The following is a 17494-nucleotide window of genomic DNA, read 5'->3' as shown; positions in this document are numbered from 1 at the left end:
GGCCATGGCCGTCACTGTACTCGTTATTTGCTGCAACGCAATAAATGCCGACGGTCCGGCGACGATGTGTGGCGCGAAGCCATCAACCGGTCCCGGCGCCTGCCGGGCTTCGAGTCGCGGCGGCCGTTTGCAGTTCCTTGACCATCTCCACGCCGGCTCAGGCCTGTCGGCGGGGGAAGGCCGATGTCATGCCGGGCGGATGTCGGCGCGCTGCCAGTCGCCGGCCATTTCCTCGCTGATCAACTCCTCGGCGACGAAGTCCAGGAAGGCGCGCACCGCCGGAGACAGGCCGCGCCGGGTCGGAAAGGCGGCGTGCAGTATGCCCCAGGGGAAGTCGTACTCGGGCAGGATGCGGCGCAGGCGGCCGTCGGCCAGGGCCTGGTGGCAGACGTTGGCGGGCAGCGCGGCGATGCCGACGCCGGCGATCGCCGCCTCCAGCAGCACGATCATGTCGTCGGTCATCAGGCGCGGGGCGTCCAGGTGGATGGTGTAGCTCTGGCCGACGTTGTCCAGCAGCAGCCACTGGCCGCGGCCGTCGGGCCGACTCATCGTCAGCGCAGGCAGCGCCGCCAGCCTCTCCGGGGTCTGCGGCTCGCCGCGGCTGTCCAGAAAGGCCGGGCTGGCCACCAGGATCACCCGGCTTTTGCCGAGCCGGCGCACCACCAGGCTGGCGCTGTCCTCTATCACGTTGCGGACCCTGAGCGCGACGTCGACGCCTTCCTCTATCAGGTCCACCCGGCGGTTGGTGGAGTCCAGCGCGACGCGCACCTGGGGGTGCCGGGCCAGGAAGCGCGGCAGCAGCGCGCTGAGCATGGTCTTGGACAACAGTTCCGGGCAGCTGACCCGTATCAGTCCGCGCGGTTCTGCGCTACTTTGCAGAATGGCCTCGTCGGCGGCGTCGGCTTCGGCCAGCATCGCCTGGCAGTGCCGGTAGTACTGGCCGCCGATCTCGGTCAGCGCCAGCCGGCGCGTGGTCCGTTGCAGCAGGCGCACCCCCAGGCGGGCCTCCAGTTCGGCCACGCGCCGGGACAGCCGCGACTTCGGGATGCCGAGCACCCGGCCGGCGGCCATGAAGCCGCCGTGTTCGACGACCTTGGCGAAGTACAACAGATCGTTCAGGTCCTGCATGATTGTCTCGCTGATGGAACAATGTTTCCAATTTTAGCAGTCTAGTCCGGATTGTCGCGCATGCCTATCATTGCTCCATCACAGCCGAACAATGGAAGGAACTGATATGAAACTGCTGCATCTGGACTCCAGCATCCTGGCCGACAACTCCGTCACCCGCGAACTGTCCGCCGTCGTCGCCGATACGCTGCGCCAGCGCCACGCCAATGTGGAAACCGTTTACCGCGATCTGGCCGCCAACCCGATCGCCCACCTGTCCGGCGAGATCGTCGGCGCCCGTTTCTCGCCGGAGTCCGACTGGACCCCGACGCAGCGCAGCGAGGCGGCGCTGAGCGACCAGCTGATAGCGGAATTCTTCGCGGCCGACGTGCTGGTGATCGGCGCGCCGATGTACAACTTCTCCATCCCGACGCAGTTGAAGAGCTGGATAGACCGCGTGGCCGCCGCCGGGCGCACGTTCAAGTACACCGAGAACGGCCCGGTGGGCCTGGTGCCGAACAAGAAGGTGGTGGTGGTGTCCGGCCGAGGCGGCGTGCACAGCACCGAGCAGGGCAGCCTGATGGATTTCCAGGAGGACTTCCTGGTCAAGGTGCTGGGCTTCCTCGGCGTGACCGATGTGGAGATCATCCGCGCCGAGGCCATAGGCATGGGCCCGGACAAGCGCGCCACGTCCATCCACCTGGCCAAGGAGGCCATCGCCAAGCTGGCGCTGTAATCCGCAAGAAGGCCCGGCATCGCCGGGCCTTTGTCGTTCAATCCAGCGGCTGTTTCAACGATTGTTCGACGCTGGGCTCGCTAAGGTAGCGGCGCATGATCGCGCGCAGGCTGCCGTCGCGGTACATCCGCTGCAGCTCGGCGTTCCACAGCGCGGCGCTTTCCTGGCTGAAGCGGGCTTTGCTCAGCGCGATGCCGGCGGCGATGATCTCGCTGTCCGGGAAGAAGTCCCGCACCGTCACTTGCTGGCTCGCCTGGTGGCTTTGCAGCCACGGGTCGAAGCTGATCGGATGGCCGAATACCGCCGTGACCACCCCGGTGCACACCATGTGGTACAGATCGTCCTCGTTGGACGCGACCACGATCTTCCGCTGCTGGGTCAGCTCGTCCAGCAGCTTGTCCTCGGCCGGACTGTGGCGATAGCCGCGGATCACGCCCCAGCGCAACTGCGGCAGCTTCAGCAAGTCCTGCAGCGTGTTCGCCTGCACGCCGCGGTGCAGCAGCACCAGGTTCTTGCTGTGGTGGTAGGGCAGCAGCCACAGATAGCGCTGGCGCTCCGGCGTGATGGTGGTGGACGCGCCGATGTCTGCCTGGCCGATTTCCAGCAGCTTCAATACCCGGGGCCTCGGGAAGTCGGCCTCGCTTTGTATCGGGCAGCCCAGCCGCCGCGCGAGCTCGCGGATGATGTCGGGGTCATAGCCCTTGCCCTGGTGGTAGGCGACGCCGAAGTCGTAATAGGCGACCACCAGCGGACTGTTTGGGCAGGCCGGGTTCGGCGCGGCCCGGGCCAGGGGCAGGAACAACAGCAAGGCGCAGATTGCCAGCCATCTCATCGTTTTCTCCCGCGGTACCGGCTGTGCCGGCGTCATTCTATCGGTACCTGCAGCATCTGCTTGGCGGCGCCATCGTTCAAATGGCGGCGCAGAATGTCGTATAGGGTGCCGTCCTTATACATTTTCACCAGTTCTCGATGCCAGCGCTCGGCCGCGCCCTGGCTGAAGCGCGCCTTGCTCAGCACCAGGCCGCTGGCGACCCTGTCGGTCTGCGGATACAGATCCAGAATGACGACCTGCCGGGCCATCAGCGGGTCCCGCAGCCAGCGGCCATAGCTGAACGGCTGGGCGAAGGCGGCGGTGACGATGCCGTTGGCCAGCATCTTGTACAGATCGTCCTCGTCCTCGGCCATCAGCAATTGGCGCCGCGCGGCGAGCTCGGCCAGCAGCTTGTCCTGTTCCGGTCCATGGTGATAGCCGCGGACGGCGCCCCAGCGCAGTTTCGGGTCCTGCAGCAGTTCCGCCAGCGAGCGGGCCTTGACGCTCGGATGCAGCAACACCATGTTCTTGCTGTGGTTGTAGGGATAAATCCAGGCATAGGCCAGCCGCTCGGGCGTAGGGATGGTGGAGGTGCCGATATCCAGTTGTCCGGTTTCCAGCATCTTCAGCGTCCGCAGGCGCGGCAGCTCCGTTTCGCTGGCGATCGGACAGCGCAGCCGTTGCGCCAGCTCGCGGACCAGATCCACGTCATAGCCATGCTTGTCTCGATAGGCGGCTCCTATCTTGTAGAAGCCGATCTTGAGCGCCCCCTGCGGACAGGCAGGGCCGGGCGCGGCCTGGCAGGCCGAGGAGAGAAGCAGGGCAAGCAAGAGCCGGATGTGTCGCCGCATTTCGTCTGTCACCCTCGATAGGCCAGGCCATATTCGTAAAAGCCCACTTTCAGTGGTCCGTAAGGGCAGGCGCGATGGTTTTCTGCTGCGTGGACGAAGGGGCTTGGCCATAAGAAGCCGACAACGGTGAGTCTGTAGATTTGCTGCATGCTGGCGCGCCACCCCGGAAGTCTTTGATTTCAATCATAGCTGCGCTGTCGGCGGCTGCTACCCCGCTTGTGGACGAGCCATTCGCCCCGGGGGAGGCAGCGACGCGACGGCGGGGTTTGGGGGGGGCGGGCGGATGCCGGGAGCGGGAGGCGGGAAGACGCCGGCCCGGACGGGCCTGGCCGGCGTGGACGATTACAGCTTGATCAGCGTGCTCTTCAGCTCGCTGTACTTGTCCAGCGCGTGCAGCGACTTGTCGCGGCCGTTGCCTGACTGCTTGTAGCCGCCGAAGGGGAAGTTCATGTCGCCGCCCTCGTCGTAGCAGTTGACCCACACGGTGCCGGCGCGCAGGCGGCGCGATACCTGGTGGGCGGTGCTGACGTTGGAGGTCCACACGGCTGCCGCCAGGCCGTAGGCGGTGTCGTTGGCGATGCGGATGGCGTCGTCCAGCTCGCTGAAGGTGATCACCGACAGCACCGGGCCGAAGATCTCCTCGCGGCAGATGGTCAGATCGTCGCTGGGGCAATCGAAGGCGGTCGGCTCGATGAACAGGCCCTTGTCGGTATGCGCGGCCTTGCCGCCAAACAGCAGCGTGGCGCCCTCGCTCAGGCCCTTGTCGATGTAGTTCAGCACCTTGCGGTACTGGATTTCGTCGACGATGGCGCCCATGCCGGTGGCCGGATCGAGCGGGTCGCCGGGGAAGAAGCCGGAGGCGGCCTTCTTGAACTCCTCGATGAAGCGCTCCTTGATGTCCTTGTGCACCAGCACGCGGGAACCGGCGGTGCAGACCTCGCCCATATTGTAGAAGATGCCGCTGGCTGCGGCGCGCGCGGCGCGGGCCAGGTCCGGGCAGTCCGGCAGGATGATGTTGGGCGACTTGCCGCCGAGCTCCAGCCAGGCCCGCTTCAGATTGGACTGGGCGGCGTAGCCGGCGATCAGCTTGCCGACGGCGGTGGAGCCGGTGAAGGCGACGCAGTCGACGTCGATGTGCAGCGCCAGCAGGCGCCCGACGTCGCCGGCGCCGGGCAGCACCTGGAAGATGCCGTCGGGGATGCCGGCCTCTTTGGCCAGCGCGGCGACGCGGATGGCGGTCAGCGGCGATTTCTCGGACGGCTTGACGATGACGGCGTTGCCGGCGGCCAGCGCCGGGCCGAATTTCCAGCTGGCCATCAGTATCGGGAAGTTCCACGGCACCACGGCCGCGACGACGCCGACCGGCTCGCGCGTGACCAGGCCGACCAGCTTCGGATCGACCGGCACCACTTCGCCGCCGACCTTGTCTATCGCCTCGGCGTACCAGTCCACGCAATAGGCGGCGGCCGGCACGTCGACCGAGGTGGTGTCGCCGATGGGCTTGCCGGCGTCCAGCGTTTCCAGCAAGGCCAGTTCGTCGCCGTGCTCGCGGATCAGCGCGGCGAAGCGTTTCAGGATGTCGGCGCGCTGGCGCGGCGCCAGGCCGGACCAGGCGCCGGAGTCGAAGGCGCGCCGGGCAGCCTTGACCGCCGCTTCCACTTCGGCCTCGCCGCAATGGGCGATGTCGGCCAGCTTGGCGCCGTCGGCCGGGTTGACGCAATCGAAGCGTCGGCCGTCGGCGGCGGCGCGGTAGGCGCCGTCGATGAAGGCGCGGCCTTCAATCTTCAGTTCTGCGGCAAATTGTTTCCATTCGGCGTGACTGCGGGACATGCGGCTCTCCTCGTCATATGGTGTTGTTTGGCGGAATCAGGCTTTCAAGCGGGTATGGGACTGCAAAGTTCGATCAGCGCGCCGTCGGGCGCGCGCACATAGGACACGGTCTGCCCCCAGGGTTTTCGCTTCGGCGCCGACAGCTCGGCCGCGCCGTGCGCCAGCGCCTTCGCGTGGGCGGCTTCCACATCGTCGGTGACGAGGCCTATCTCCATGCCCAGCGGCCTGGCGGACTGGTCGGCGCGGACATGGCCGTCGGGCAGGCTGCCGGCGGCCAGTTCGTGCTGGGCGAAGGACAGCGTGGTTTCGCCGGTGTCCAGTTCGCCGTAGGTTTCGGATTCGTGCAGGAATTTCCGCTGGAAGCCGAAGGCGGCCTCGAAGAAGCGCAGCGAAGCCGGGACGTCCGGCACATAGATAATGGTGTAGGCCAGCTTCAAGATGTTTCCCCCCTGTCAGAAAGTGGGCGGCGAGCTGGCGCTGACCACCTCGCAGATATCGTCGCCGACATTGCGGAAGCGGTGAGGCAGCTTGCTGTCGAAGTAATAGGCATCGCCCGGACCCAGCACCCGGCTGTCGTTGCCCACCGTCACTTCTATGCTGCCGCGTATGATGACGCCGCCTTCCTGGCCGTCGTGCACCAGCATGTCGGGCCCGGTGTCGGCGCCCGGCTGGTAGTGCTCGCGCAGGATGGCGATGTCGCGTTTGTCGTGGGCGGTGCCGACCAGCATCAGCTTGATGTCCTCGTTGCCGAGATTGGGCAGCTCGTCGGCCTGGTAGAACACGCGCGGCTGTTCCGGCGCGGCGTCGAAGGTGAAGAACTCCGCCAGCGTGATCGGCAGGCCTTCCAGCACCTTCTTCAGCGAGCTGACCGACGGGCTGACCCGGTTCTGCTCGATCAGCGAGATGGTGCCGTTGGTGACGCCGGCCCGTTTGGCGAGCTCCCGCTGCGACAGGCCGAAGCGTGTCCTGACCATTCTCAACCGTGCGCCGACGTCCATTCTTGCTGCTCCATCAATATGTTAATAATTTTAGACAAATGCGGTATTGTACCTCGTGCCGGCGGCGATGTGCTTGCTGCGTCGCAAAAACGAATATCTTTGCATGGATGAGGGTTTATAGTCAGAATCAGCTTGAACGGGCAAGCGCAATGTGAATTTTCTTAAACGGCTGTTGTTTGCCTGCCCATGGACAGAACCAGTTTGGAGACGACTATGCTGATCGGCGTTCCGAAGGAAATCAAAAACCATGAGTACCGGGTGGGTCTGACCCCGTCCGGCGTCCGCGAGCTGGTGGCGAACGGACACAAGGTGCTGGTGCAGACCCACGCAGGACTGGCCATTGGTTTTACCGACGAGCAGTACATCCAGGCCGGCGCGTCCATCGCGTCGAATGCCGAGGAGGTGTTCGAGCGCGCCGACATGATAGTCAAGGTCAAGGAGCCGCAGCCGGTGGAATGCCGGCTGCTGCGGCCGGGCCAGGTGCTGTTCACCTATCTGCACCTGGCGCCGGATCCGGAGCAGGCGAAGCTGCTGGCCGAATCCGACGCGATCGCCATCGCCTACGAAACCGTCACCGACGAGCGCGGCGGCCTGCCGCTGTTGGCGCCGATGTCGGAGGTGGCCGGCCGGATGGCGATACAGGCCGGCGCCCATGCGCTGGAGAAGGCGCAGGGCGGCCGCGGCGTGCTGCTGGGCGGCGTGCCCGGCGTGGCGCCGGCCAGGGTCGTCGTCATCGGCGGCGGCGTCGTCGGCCTGAACGCCGCCCGCATGGCGATGGGCGCCGGCGCCGACGTCACGATACTGGACAAGTCGCTGTCGCGCCTGAAGGAAATCGACATGGTGTTCGGCGGCCGCATCAAGACGCTGATGTCGAACAGCGCCAATATCGACGACAGCATCCGCGACGCCGACCTGGTGATAGGCGCGGTGCTGATCCCCGGCGCCGCGGCGCCGAAACTGGTGACGCGGGCGATGTTGAAGACGATGAAGCCGGGCGCGGTGCTGGTCGACGTGGCGATAGACCAGGGCGGCTGTTTCGAGACCAGCCGCGCCACCACCCACCAGGACCCGATCTACACCGTCGACGGCATCGTCCACTACTGCGTGGCCAATATGCCGGGCGGCGTCGCGCGCACGTCCACGCAGGCGCTGACCAACGCCACGCTTCCGTATACGCTGGAGCTGGCCAACAAGGGCTGGCGCCAGGCGCTGCTGGACAACGCCCATCTGCGCAACGGCCTGAACATCTGCCGCGGCCGCGTCACCTATCGCGCCGTCGCTGACGATCTGGGCCATCCCTACGTCGACCCCATCGAGGCCATCAAGGCCGCCAGCTGAAAGAGGAGCTTTGCATTCTATGTCGCAAGCAATCATCGGCATTCCGTGTGACATGAAAATGATAGGCCTGCTGCCGTTCCACGCGGTGGGCGACAAATACATCGCGGCGGCGGCAGGCGGCGCCGGCGGCCTGCCGCTGCTGATCCCCGCGCTGGGCGACACCGACATCCTGCGGGCGACGCTGGCGACGCTGGACGGCCTGCTGCTGCCGGGTTCGCCGTCCAATGTCGAGCCCTACCATTACGGCGGCGTGTCCAGCCGCCAGGGCACGCTGCACGATCCGCGCCGCGACGCCACGACGCTGCCGCTGATCCGCATGGTGCTGGAGGCCGGCGTGCCCTTGCTCGGCATCTGCCGGGGTTTCCAGGAGATCAATGTCGCGCTCGGCGGCGAGTTGCATCAGCATGTGCAGGAGCAGCCGGGCCTGCGCGACCACCGCGAGATCGAGGGTGAGGACATCGGCGCGATGTACGCGCCGGCGCACCGGGTCAGCTTCGTCGACGGCGGCTTGCTGGCGCGATGGTCGGGCCGCGGCGAGGACATGGTCAACTCGCTGCACCAGCAGGGCATCAAGCGGCTGGCGCCGGGACTGGACGCCGAGGCCTACGCCGAGGACGGCCTGATCGAGGCCTATCGCGTCCGCGACGCCAAGCGCTTCGGCTTCGCCGTGCAGTGGCATCCGGAATGGTGCTATTGGGACAATCCGGTGTCGCAGGCGATCTTCCAGGCTTTCGGCGACGCCTGCCGCGCCCGCCACGCGGAGCGGGTCGGCTAGATCGGTGTCTGCGCGCCGGCCGGTGAACCCGGCGCGCATTGCGATGACTCAATAGAGAGCCCGTCCGCGATTTTCTTGCCGCGGTCGTCTCGGCGGCGCAGTCAGGGACGTCGCGGACAGGCTCTACACACCTCCCGATCCAGAGCCGCAGCCAGCGGCCGGGGAGTCAACAGAGGAAGCGTTATGAATCACCAGATCAACGAATGGCTGCGAGAGCACCGAATCACCGAGGTCGAATGCATCGTGCCGGACATGACCGGCGTGGCGCGCGGGAAGATCGTGCCGAAGGACAAGTTCGTGTCCGACCCGGAAATGCGCCTGCCGGAGGCGGTGCTGATCCAGACGGTCACCGGCGACTATCCGGACGACAGCCTGCTCGACCTGACCGATCCGGACATGGTGCTGGAGCCCGATCCGAACACGCTGCGCTATGTGCCGTGGGCGGTCGATCCGACGGCGCAGCTGATCTACGACTGCTGCCGAGCCGACGGCAGCCCGGTGGACGTGGCGCCGCGCAATGTGTTGAAGCGGGTGCTGGGCCTGTTCGACGAGATGGGGCTGGAGCCGGTGCTGGCGCCGGAGATGGAGTTCTACCTGCTGTCGCCGAATCCGGATCCGGACATCCCGCTGGCGGCGCCGATAGGGCGCACCGGCAGGGCGGAGTTCGGCCGCCGCTCGTACTCGATAGACGCGGTCAACGAGTTCGACCCGCTGTTCGAGGACATCTACGACTATTGCCACGCGCAGAACCTGGAGGTGGACACGCTGATCCACGAGATCGGCACCGCGCAGATGGAGATCAATTTCCTGCACGGCAATCCGCTGGAGCTGGCCGACCAGGTCTTCCTGTTCAAGCGCACCGTGCGCGAGGCCGCGTTCCGCCACAATATGTACGCCACCTTCATGGCCAAGCCGATGGAGAACGAGCCGGGCAGCGCGATGCACATCCATCAGAGCCTGGTCGACAAGAACACCGGCCGCAACGTGTTCACCAACGAGGACGGCAGTCCGTCCGACATCTTCTTCCACTTCATCGCCGGTCTGCAGAAGTACATTCCGCAGACCATGCCGCTGTTCGCCCCCTACGTGAACTCATTCCGTCGTTTGTCTCGCTACACCGCGGCGCCGACCAATGTCGAATGGGGTTACGACAACCGTACCGTCGGCCTGCGCGTGCCGCATTCTTCGCCGGCGGCGCGCCGGATCGAGAACCGGGTGCCCGGCGTCGACGTCAATCCCTATATCGCGATCGCCGCCACGCTGGCCTGCGGCTACCTGGGCATGGTGAACAAGCTGCAGCCGTCCGAGCCCAGGCAGACCGACGCCTACGAGCTGCCCTACCAGTTTCCGAACAGCTCGGAGGAGTCGTTGCAGCGGCTGGCCGGCTGCCACGAGATCGCCGAGGTGCTGGGGCCGCGCTTCGTCAGCATGTATGTGGCGATGAAGGAAAAGGAGTTCGCCGAGTATTTCCGCGTGATCAGCCCGTGGGAGCGCAAGTTCCTGCTGCTGCACGTTTGATGCGCGCATCATAGTCTCGCGGTTAGAATCACCGAACAGACAGGACAACGAAATAGAACGACGCCGCAGGCGCAGCAGGGGCGGACATCTGTCCGCCCCGTCGGAGAAAACTGGAAGGATTGTTATGCAGAAGCAACGTACCACCAGCCAATGGCGCGAACTGGACGCCGCCCACCACCTGCATCCGTTCACCGATACCGCATCGCTGAACCAGCAGGGCGCCCGAGTGATGACGCACGGAGACGGCGTCTATCTGTGGGATTCAGAGGGGAACAAGATCATAGACGGCATGGCCGGCCTGTGGTGTGTCAATGTCGGCTACGGCCGCAAGGACTTCGCCGAGGCGGCGCGCCGCCAGATGGACGAGCTGCCGTTCTACAACACCTTTTTCAAGACCACCCACCCGGCGGTGGTCGAGCTGTCCAGTCTGCTGGCCGAGGTGACGCCGGCCGGCTTCGACCATGTGTTCTACACCAACTCCGGCTCCGAGTCTGTGGACACGATGATACGGATGGTGCGCCGCTACTGGGACGTGCAGGGCAAGCCGCAGAAGAAGACGCTGATCGGCCGCTGGAACGGCTATCACGGCTCGACGATAGGCGGCGCCAGCCTCGGCGGCATGAAATACATGCACGAGCAGGGCGACCTGCCCATCCCCGGCATGGCCCACATCGAGCAGCCGTGGTGGTACAAGCACGGCAAGGACATGACGCAGGACGAGTTCGGCGTCGTGGCCGCGCGCTGGCTGGAGGAGAAGATACTGGAGATCGGCGCCGACAAGGTGGCCGCCTTCGTCGGCGAGCCGATACAGGGCGCCGGCGGCGTCATCGTGCCGCCGGCCACCTACTGGCCGGAGATAGCGCGCATCTGCCGCAAGTACGACGTGCTGCTGGTGGCCGACGAAGTGATATGCGGTTTCGGACGCACCGGCGAGTGGTTCGGCCACCAGCATTTCGGCTTCCAGCCGGACCTGTTCACCGCGGCCAAGGGCCTGTCCTCCGGCTACCTGCCGATAGGCGCGGTCTTCGTCGGCAAGCGCGTGGCCGAAGGTCTGGCCGCCGGCGGCGACTTCAACCACGGCTTCACCTATTCCGGCCACCCGGTCTGCGCCGCCGTCGCGCACGCCAATGTGGTGGCGCTGCGCGACGAGGGCATCGTCCAGCGCGTCAAGGACGACATCGGTCCGTACATGCAGCAGCGCTGGCGCGAGACCTTCAGCCGCTTCGAGCATGTCGACGACGTCCGCGGCGTCGGCATGGTGCAGGCCTTCACGCTGGTCAAGAACAAGGCGACGCGCGAGCTGTTCGACGATTTCGGCGATGCCGGCACGCTGTGCCGCGACATCTTCTTCCGCAACAATCTGATCATGCGCGCCTGCGGCGACCATATCGTGTCGGCGCCGCCTCTGGTGATGACGCGGGCCGAAGTCGACGAAATGCTGGCGGTGGCGGCGCGCTGCCTGGAGGAGTTCGAACGGACGCTGAAGGAGCGCGGACTGGTGTGACGGCGACTATGCTGGTGTGGGAACGGTAATTTTGTTCCCGCCCCGGTTTTGCAGCGGATGAGGCGGGTTGGTACAATTCCACCCGCTTTTTCTATTATTTCTATAATGAATTGCAAACAGGTTGGCGGTAATACGGACGCCGGCACGAGTAACGCACACAACAGGACTTGACGCATGTTCGTCGCAATCGGGTACATCCTTATCCTCGCATCGGTGCTTGGGGGCTTTGTCGCGGCAGGGGGGGAACTGGCCGCGCTGATGCAGCCGCTGGAGGTGGTGATGATCGCAGGCGCCGCCATCGGCGCCTTTGTCGTCGCCAACGGCGGCGCGCCGCTGAAGGCCACCATCAAGGCCATGCCCACGGTATTCAAGGGCAGTCCCTACAGCAAGGCCTTCTATATGGATCTGTTCTCCCTGCTGTTCGAGATACTGACCAAGGTGCGCAAGGAGGGCCTGATGTCCATCGAGGCCGACGTCGAGAATCCCGAGGCCAGTCCTGTATTCTCCAAGTACCCCACGGTCATGCATGACCATCACGTGGTCGAGTTCATCTGCGACTATCTGCGTTTGATGGTCGGCGGCAATCTGAACGCCTTCGAGATCGAGAACCTGATGGACGTCGAGATCGAGACCCACCACCACGAGGGCGAGGTGCCGGTCAACGCGGTCAAGGGCCTGGCCGACGGCATGCCGGCCTTCGGTATCGTCGCCGCGGTGATGGGCGTGGTGCACACGATGGCGTCGGTGGGCGCGCCGCCGTCCGAGCTGGGCATGCTGATCGCCCACGCGCTGGTCGGCACCTTCCTCGGTATTCTGCTGGCCTACGGCTTCGTCGGCCCGTTGGCGACCATTCTGGAGCACAAGCTCGGCGACGGCACCCGCGTCTACCAGACCATCAAGGTGACGCTGCTGGCCAGCCTGAACGGCTATGCGCCGCAGGTGGCGGTGGAGTTCGGCCGCAAGGCCCTGACTTCGATTGATCGTCCGTCCTTCAAGGAACTGGAAGATCACGTCAAGCAGAAGAAATAAGCGGGAGCGGCACCGATATGGCAGACGAATCGCAACGGCCAATCATAGTCAAGAAGATCAAGAAGGGCGGGCACGGCCATCACGGCGGCGCCTGGAAGATCGCCTATGCCGACTTCGTGACGGCGATGATGGCCTTCTTCCTGCTGATGTGGCTGCTGGGCTCGGCCTCGCAGGGCACGCTGAACGGCATCGCCGAATATTTCAAGACGCCGCTCAAGGTGGCGCTGTCCGGCGGTGCCGGCGCCGGCGACGCCACCTCGGTGGTCAAGGGGGGCGGCAACGACCTGACCAAGCAGGCCGGCCAGGTCAACAAGGCGGGCGCCAAGCAGGAAGAAATCATGCAGAAGCAGAAGGAACAGGCCAGCCTGAACCAGCTGCAGCAGAAGATCCAGCAGAACATCGAGCACAGCGAGCTCTTGAAGGAGTACAAGAACCAGCTGAAGCTGGAAATGACGCCGGAAGGGCTGAAAATCCAGATCGTCGACGAGCAGAACCGGCCGATGTTCGATTCCGGCAGCTCGCGCATGCTGCCGCATACCCGGGTGCTGCTGCAGCAGCTGGCGCAGGACCTGAACCAGATGTCGAACAAGATCAGCATCTCCGGCCATACCGACGCCAAGCCGTTCGCCGGCGGGCAGGGCGGCTACAGCAACTGGGAATTGTCGGCCGACCGCGCCAACACCGCGCGGCGCGAGCTGATCGCCGGCGGCCTCAGCGAGAGCAAGGTTCTGCGCGTGGTCGGCCTGTCCTCGGCCAATCCGCTGATCAAGAGCGACGTGTTCAGTCCGGAAAACCGCCGCATCACCATCGTGGTGCTGAACAAGGACGCCGAGTCGTCCATCCTGAACGACGGCTTCAAGCCGCAGATGAACCAGGAAGTGATAGGCGGGCCGGCCAATAGCGGCGAAGCGCCGGCGGCCGGCTCGCCGTAGCGATGGGCCGCCTGCGCCATCCGCTGCTGCAATTGCTGGCCTGCGTCGGTGCCTGGGTATTCGTCGCGCCGGGGCAGGATCCGGCCGTCTGGGCGGCGCTGCAGGGCGGGATGGCGGCGCTGCTGGCGACGCTGTCGCGTCTGCCCGGCTGGCAGCGGGCGGCGCACGGCCTGTTCGTGCCGGCGGCGGTATTGCTCAGGCAGGCGGGCATCCCGCCGTGGTGTTATCTGCTGGCCTTGCTGGCGACGCTGGCGCTGGGGCGGAACGCCCTGGTCGAACGGGTGCCGTTGTACCGTTCGGCGCGGCGGGTGGCCGAGCGGCTGGGCGAGAGGCTGGGGAGCGGCTGGCGCGTGCTCGAGGCCGGTTGCGGCGACGGCCGCCTGGCGCTGCAACTGTGCCGGCTGCGACCCGATCTGAACCTGTCGGCGTTGGAAAACGCGCCGGGCAGCTGGCTGTTGGCCCGCTTGCGCTGGCTCGGGGCCGGCAGGCCGGCGCGGCTGGCGATAGGCTGCCGCAGCTTCTGGGGGGAGGACTGGGGGGCGTACGACGCGATCTATGTGTTTCTGTCGCCGGAGCCGATGCCGCGGGTGTGGCGCAAATTCGTCGCCGAAGGCGCGCCGGGCAGCCTGCTGATCAGCAACACTTTCGTCGTGCCCGATGTCGAACCCGATGAACGGCTGCCCTTGGGCGGCCCCTTGCAAAAAGAACTATTGATCTGGCGTCACCCACATGGATCTGAATAACTGGAGCAAGGCCGTCGCGGAAAAGCGCTGGCCGATACTGCCGGACACGCTGGCCGAACTGCGCGACGCCTGCGCCCGCCACAGCGATCTGGTCAATTTCTCTGACCTGTCAAATCTCTGCCTGTCCGATCCCTTCCTGCTGCTGGATCTGTTGCGGGTCGTCGGCAATTCGCGCGCCTTGCAGCGCAACGAGAGCATTCCGTCGGTCGAGCAGACGCTGATGCTGATGGGGCTTGAGGCGGTGGTCGGCCGCTTCAACCGGGTCGAGGGCATGGAGCCTGCGCCGGGCCGGCTGGACCCCGAGGTCTACGAGGCGGTCGGCGACTGGATGGGGCGCAGCCGGGTGGCGGCGCTGCTGGTCAAGGAATGGCTGTCCATCATGGGCGACCTGAAGGTCGAGGACTGCTTCGTCGCCGCCTTGCTGTACAACCTGCCAGGCTGCCTCTACATGATCCAGCGCAACCGGCTGCCGGACAAGCCGCTGCTGCAGGAGATGTCGGAGGCCTTCGACACCGATTACGCCAAGATACTGGAGGCCTTCATCAAGCACATGCCGCTGCCGGCAGGCTTCAACGGATTGATCGGTCCGGGCAAGCCGAACAAGCGGCGCCAGTTGCTGAAGCTGGCCATCGCCACCGCCAATTCGCTGGAGCACGGCGTCGAGCGCAGCACCTGGCTGGTCGGCGTCGACGCGGCCGCCAAGATGATCAACGGCCACCCGGAGCAGGCCTATATGGCGGTGGTGCACTCGGTGCTCAGCGTGGCGCGGCGGCCGCACGAGATAGGCTACACCTTTCCGGCGCGCGCGCTGTTGATGCTGCCCAGCGACGCGCCGAAGGCCGAGATGAAGAAGGCGGAGGCGCTGGCCGACGGCGGCCAGCTGGAGAACGCGATACGCGAGTCGATACGCTTCCTGGCCAACGATCTGAAGTTCGAGCGGGTGCTTTACTACCACTACGAGCACGAGCAGCACGCGTTGAAACTGCGCTACCAGGTCGGCGTGGCGGCCGACAGCCCGCTGCGCAAATTGCAGCTGGAGCTGGAACCGGGCAGCTTCTTCGGCGTGTTCGCCAGCAAGCCGCAGAGCTTCCACGCGCCGGCGGCGGTGCGCCAGCAACTGGCCAGACGCTACGACGACGCCTTCTTCCAGCATGTCGGCGACGGCGAGTTCGCGCTGATGACGCTGTTCGGCGGCCACAAGCTCAGCGGTGTGTTCTACGTCGACAACGCCCGCAGCGGCAGGGCGATAGACGACGGCACCTATCATCGCTTCAAGGATCTGGTCACCCGGCTGACGCTGTTGCCGCAGTAATGCAAGAAGGCGCGGGGGCGGGTACACTCTAGCCCCTTCTGTCCGGCTTTCAGCGGAATCCATCATGCATTACATCGCCAAGACCATCACCTCACCGCACAACGACGAAGTCAAGGCGCTGGCCCGACTGGTCCAGCACAGCCGCGACCGCCGCAAGGAGGGCGTGATGGTGCTGGAAGGCATACATCTGGCCGAGTCCTGCCTGCAGGCCGGCGGCGCGCTGCCGCGGCTGTATCTGAACGAGGCGGCGGCCGGCAAGCCCGAAGTCCGGGCGCTGCTGGCCAGGCTGCCGGCCGACAGCGTCGTGGTGACGCTGCCGGAGGCCGTGATGGCCAAGGCGACCGCGCTGGCCAGCGCCGGCGAGCTGCTGGCGCTGTCGCCGCGGCCCAGGCCGCGGGCACCGGACGCGGCGGCGGCGCGGGTGCTGCTGGAGGACATCCAGGACCCCGGCAATCTGGGCACGATCTTGCGTTGCGCGGCGGCGGCCGGCGTCTGGGACGTCTTCCTGTCCAAGGGCTGCGTCGACGTGTTCTCGCCCAAGGTGCTGCGCGCCGGCATGGGCGCCCACTTCGCGTTGCGCATACACGAGCACGCCGATCTGGAGGCCGAGTTGCGCGGTTTCGCCGGCCGCAAGCTGGTCACGCATCTGGAGGGCTCCAGCTCCTTGTACGGCCACGACCTGTCCGGCGCGGTGGCCTTCGTGTTCGGCAACGAGGGCGCCGGGGTCGGCGACGCGCTGCTGGCGCTGGCCGACGCCCGCATCCGCATCCCGATGCCGGGCCACGCCGAGTCGCTGAACGTGGCGATGGCGGCCACGGTGTGCCTGTTCGAGCGGGTGCGGCAGCTGGAGGGGTGATCAGACGGTTTGCGACCGCCAGTGAAGGGGCTCGCCGACGGTATCGGCGGGAAGCGCCGGGCAGGCGAACTGGCCGCTTGCGCCGCTGAGGGCCAGCATGGCGCCATCGCTCAGCGCGACCGTCAGCGCGTCGGCGTCGCCCGGCGGCGCGCGCAGCCAGCGCAAGGCGCGCATCGCGTCGCCGTCCAGGCCCAGGCCGCGCTGTTTCAGCCAGGCTTCGCGCAGGGTCCACATTTGCAGAAACAGCTCGGGCGCCTTCGCCGCGTCCAGGCGGAGGGCGCGCCGTTCGTCCGGAGAGAAAAGCCAGTCGGCGATTTGCTCGATGGAGCGCCTGGGGCTGGGCGTTTCCAGATCCAGGCCGACGGGCCGGCGCGCCAGCGCGCAGGCGACGTTTTCACCGCTGTGGCTGATCGCGGGAAACCAGTCGGGGTGGTCCGGAAAGCACGGAGCGCCGGCTTCGGTGGCGCCAAGGGCCAGTCGTTCGGGCGCCGTGCCCAGCTGGTCGCCGGCCAGCTTGCGCAGCAGCCAGCGGCTGGCCAGGAATTGCAGCCGCCGCGACGGCCGGCCCATGGTCGACAGCCGCAGACGCTCGGCCTGCCCCAGCCAGGCTTCTGCATCGTCCCAGTCGCGCTGGCACAGTGCGCTCAGCCGGCAGCTGTCGACCCACATCGTCACTTGCCTATCTTGGCGTATTCGCCCTTGATCGCCGCGCCGGCTATCACCGCCCCGGCATGGCATTCGATGGTCTGGCTGTCGCGGACCTCGTCTTTCTTGTAGTAGCTGACGATGTCGACCACGGCATTGGCGTCACGCCGCTTGGCGGAGTTCTGGAACGAGATCAGCGTCGACAGGATGGCCCAGCGGCAGGCCTCCACATCGGTCTTGTTGAAGGCGTTGGTCTTCTGGTTGGACACGTCGCTGCCCAGCTTCTGGTGTAGGGCCGGCGTGTGCTGGCCCGCGAGGAAGAAACGGACGGAACCGTCGAGCTTTTCCTTGGCTTCCGGCATGGCCAGCACGTCGGACAGCGGGACCTTGACCACGGTGTCGCGGGCCATCGCGTGGCCGGAGGCCAGGCACAGGGCCAGCAGGGGAATGACGAAACGCATGTTTATGTCTCCTTGATTGACGGTCGGTGCCGGCCAGGGCCGGCACGG

18 protein-coding genes are annotated in these 17494 nt (G+C 66.1%); 10 read left to right on the top strand and 8 right to left on the bottom strand.

Features of this window, described 5'->3' with window-relative positions:
• Nucleotides 1-186: 186 nt before the first annotated feature.
• On the bottom strand, nucleotides 187-1128 hold the full coding sequence (locus tag WNM05_RS13410) for a LysR substrate-binding domain-containing protein (RefSeq protein ID WP_434627371.1): 942 nt from the start codon (nucleotides 1126-1128) through the stop codon (nucleotides 187-189).
• Nucleotides 1129-1234: 106 nt separating this feature from the next.
• Between WNM05_RS13410 and WNM05_RS13405 the strand changes: the two genes are divergently transcribed.
• Nucleotides 1235-1843 carry an FMN-dependent NADH-azoreductase gene (locus WNM05_RS13405; protein ID WP_434627369.1) on the top strand — a complete coding sequence of 203 codons (609 nt, stop codon included), beginning with the start codon at nucleotides 1235-1237 and terminating at the stop codon, nucleotides 1841-1843.
• A gap of 37 nt (nucleotides 1844-1880) precedes the next feature.
• On the opposite strand, the gene WNM05_RS13400 is transcribed toward WNM05_RS13405, so the two are convergent.
• The 5 genes from WNM05_RS13400 to WNM05_RS13380 all read right to left on the bottom strand — a co-directional run bounded on the left by WNM05_RS13400 (nucleotide 1881) and on the right by WNM05_RS13380 (nucleotide 6333).
• Nucleotides 1881-2675, bottom strand: coding sequence for a substrate-binding periplasmic protein (locus tag WNM05_RS13400; RefSeq protein WP_434627367.1), 795 nt, complete (start codon nucleotides 2673-2675; stop codon nucleotides 1881-1883).
• Nucleotides 2676-2707: 32 nt separating this feature from the next.
• A complete protein-coding gene (locus WNM05_RS13395; RefSeq protein WP_434627365.1) occupies nucleotides 2708-3505 on the bottom strand; it encodes a substrate-binding periplasmic protein in 798 nt (265 codons plus the stop codon).
• 342 nt (nucleotides 3506-3847) lie between these two features.
• The gene (locus WNM05_RS13390) at nucleotides 3848-5335 is read right to left on the bottom strand and encodes an aldehyde dehydrogenase (protein WP_434627363.1); all 1488 of its coding nucleotides are present in this window, start codon (nucleotides 5333-5335) and stop codon (nucleotides 3848-3850) included.
• Between the two features lie 44 nt (nucleotides 5336-5379).
• Entirely contained in the window at nucleotides 5380-5772 is a 393-nt protein-coding gene (locus tag WNM05_RS13385; RefSeq protein ID WP_434627362.1) for a VOC family protein, read from the bottom strand.
• Nucleotides 5773-5787: 15 nt separating this feature from the next.
• Entirely contained in the window at nucleotides 5788-6333 is a 546-nt protein-coding gene (locus WNM05_RS13380) for a cupin domain-containing protein (protein WP_434627360.1), read from the bottom strand.
• A gap of 213 nt (nucleotides 6334-6546) precedes the next feature.
• Between WNM05_RS13380 and ald the strand changes: the two genes are divergently transcribed.
• The 9 genes from ald to WNM05_RS13335 all read left to right on the top strand — a co-directional run bounded on the left by ald (nucleotide 6547) and on the right by WNM05_RS13335 (nucleotide 16340).
• Entirely contained in the window at nucleotides 6547-7671 is a 1125-nt protein-coding gene (gene ald / locus WNM05_RS13375; protein ID WP_434627358.1) for an alanine dehydrogenase, read from the top strand.
• 19 nt (nucleotides 7672-7690) lie between these two features.
• Nucleotides 7691-8446, top strand: a complete 756-nt coding sequence (locus WNM05_RS13370; RefSeq protein WP_434627356.1) for a gamma-glutamyl-gamma-aminobutyrate hydrolase family protein — start codon at nucleotides 7691-7693, stop codon at nucleotides 8444-8446.
• A 183-nt stretch (nucleotides 8447-8629) separates the two neighbouring features.
• Complete coding sequence (locus tag WNM05_RS13365; RefSeq protein WP_434627355.1) at nucleotides 8630-9964, top strand: glutamine synthetase family protein; 1335 nt, start codon at nucleotides 8630-8632, stop codon at nucleotides 9962-9964.
• 124 nt (nucleotides 9965-10088) lie between these two features.
• Nucleotides 10089-11468 carry an aspartate aminotransferase family protein gene (locus WNM05_RS13360; RefSeq protein WP_434627353.1) on the top strand — a complete coding sequence of 460 codons (1380 nt, stop codon included), beginning with the start codon at nucleotides 10089-10091 and terminating at the stop codon, nucleotides 11466-11468.
• A gap of 174 nt (nucleotides 11469-11642) precedes the next feature.
• Nucleotides 11643-12497: a flagellar motor stator protein MotA gene (gene motA, locus WNM05_RS13355; RefSeq protein ID WP_434627351.1), complete on the top strand. Its 855-nt coding sequence runs from the start codon at nucleotides 11643-11645 to the stop codon at nucleotides 12495-12497.
• Nucleotides 12498-12514: 17 nt separating this feature from the next.
• Entirely contained in the window at nucleotides 12515-13429 is a 915-nt protein-coding gene (motB, locus tag WNM05_RS13350; RefSeq protein ID WP_434627349.1) for a flagellar motor protein MotB, read from the top strand.
• A 2-nt stretch (nucleotides 13430-13431) separates the two neighbouring features.
• On the top strand, nucleotides 13432-14172 hold the full coding sequence (locus WNM05_RS13345) for an SAM-dependent methyltransferase (RefSeq protein ID WP_434627347.1): 741 nt from the start codon (nucleotides 13432-13434) through the stop codon (nucleotides 14170-14172).
• Nucleotides 14159-15484 (top strand): HDOD domain-containing protein, encoded by a 1326-nt coding sequence (locus WNM05_RS13340; RefSeq protein ID WP_434627345.1) that lies wholly within the window; start codon nucleotides 14159-14161, stop codon nucleotides 15482-15484. Before WNM05_RS13345 ends, WNM05_RS13340 begins: the two co-directional genes overlap by 14 nt.
• Before the next feature lie 64 nt (nucleotides 15485-15548).
• The gene (locus WNM05_RS13335; protein WP_434627343.1) at nucleotides 15549-16340 is read left to right on the top strand and encodes a TrmH family RNA methyltransferase; all 792 of its coding nucleotides are present in this window, start codon (nucleotides 15549-15551) and stop codon (nucleotides 16338-16340) included.
• On the opposite strand, the gene WNM05_RS13330 is transcribed toward WNM05_RS13335, so the two are convergent.
• Together WNM05_RS13330 and WNM05_RS13325 are read right to left on the bottom strand one after the other, a co-directional pair.
• Nucleotides 16341-17009, bottom strand: a complete 669-nt coding sequence (locus tag WNM05_RS13330) for a 4'-phosphopantetheinyl transferase family protein (RefSeq protein ID WP_434627341.1) — start codon at nucleotides 17007-17009, stop codon at nucleotides 16341-16343.
• 2 nt (nucleotides 17010-17011) lie between these two features.
• Entirely contained in the window at nucleotides 17012-17446 is a 435-nt protein-coding gene (locus WNM05_RS13325) for a hypothetical protein (RefSeq protein ID WP_434627339.1), read from the bottom strand.
• Between the last annotated feature and the right edge of the window lie 48 nt (nucleotides 17447-17494).

The organism is Chromobacterium sp. CV08 (assembly GCF_051129845.1).
GTDB lineage: Bacteria > Pseudomonadota > Gammaproteobacteria > Burkholderiales > Chromobacteriaceae > Chromobacterium.
The sequence above is the reverse complement of the archived record's forward strand: the minus strand, read 5'-3'. Positions and strand labels throughout refer to the sequence as shown.

What these genes read in the sequence shown, in the direction of transcription:
- WNM05_RS13345 (WP_434627347.1), top strand. Translation starts at nt 13,432, where the DNA reads ATGGGCCGCCTGCGCCATCCGCTGCTGCAATTGCTGGCCTGCGTCGGT.
- WNM05_RS13390 (WP_434627363.1), bottom strand. Translation starts at nt 5,335, where the DNA reads ATGTCCCGCAGTCACGCCGAATGGAAACAATTTGCCGCAGAACTGAAG.
- WNM05_RS13340 (WP_434627345.1), top strand. Translation starts at nt 14,159, where the DNA reads ATGGATCTGAATAACTGGAGCAAGGCCGTCGCGGAAAAGCGCTGGCCG.
- WNM05_RS13405 (WP_434627369.1), top strand. Translation starts at nt 1,235, where the DNA reads ATGAAACTGCTGCATCTGGACTCCAGCATCCTGGCCGACAACTCCGTC.
- motB (WP_434627349.1), top strand. Translation starts at nt 12,515, where the DNA reads ATGGCAGACGAATCGCAACGGCCAATCATAGTCAAGAAGATCAAGAAG.
- WNM05_RS13410 (WP_434627371.1), bottom strand. Translation starts at nt 1,128, where the DNA reads ATGCAGGACCTGAACGATCTGTTGTACTTCGCCAAGGTCGTCGAACAC.
- motA (WP_434627351.1), top strand. Translation starts at nt 11,643, where the DNA reads ATGTTCGTCGCAATCGGGTACATCCTTATCCTCGCATCGGTGCTTGGG.
- ald (WP_434627358.1), top strand. Translation starts at nt 6,547, where the DNA reads ATGCTGATCGGCGTTCCGAAGGAAATCAAAAACCATGAGTACCGGGTG.
- WNM05_RS13365 (WP_434627355.1), top strand. Translation starts at nt 8,630, where the DNA reads ATGAATCACCAGATCAACGAATGGCTGCGAGAGCACCGAATCACCGAG.
- WNM05_RS13360 (WP_434627353.1), top strand. Translation starts at nt 10,089, where the DNA reads ATGCAGAAGCAACGTACCACCAGCCAATGGCGCGAACTGGACGCCGCC.
- WNM05_RS13335 (WP_434627343.1), top strand. Translation starts at nt 15,549, where the DNA reads ATGCATTACATCGCCAAGACCATCACCTCACCGCACAACGACGAAGTC.
- WNM05_RS13400 (WP_434627367.1), bottom strand. Translation starts at nt 2,675, where the DNA reads ATGAGATGGCTGGCAATCTGCGCCTTGCTGTTGTTCCTGCCCCTGGCC.
- WNM05_RS13370 (WP_434627356.1), top strand. Translation starts at nt 7,691, where the DNA reads ATGTCGCAAGCAATCATCGGCATTCCGTGTGACATGAAAATGATAGGC.
- WNM05_RS13325 (WP_434627339.1), bottom strand. Translation starts at nt 17,446, where the DNA reads ATGCGTTTCGTCATTCCCCTGCTGGCCCTGTGCCTGGCCTCCGGCCAC.
- WNM05_RS13395 (WP_434627365.1), bottom strand. Translation starts at nt 3,505, where the DNA reads ATGCGGCGACACATCCGGCTCTTGCTTGCCCTGCTTCTCTCCTCGGCC.
- WNM05_RS13380 (WP_434627360.1), bottom strand. Translation starts at nt 6,333, where the DNA reads ATGGACGTCGGCGCACGGTTGAGAATGGTCAGGACACGCTTCGGCCTG.
- WNM05_RS13330 (WP_434627341.1), bottom strand. Translation starts at nt 17,009, where the DNA reads ATGTGGGTCGACAGCTGCCGGCTGAGCGCACTGTGCCAGCGCGACTGG.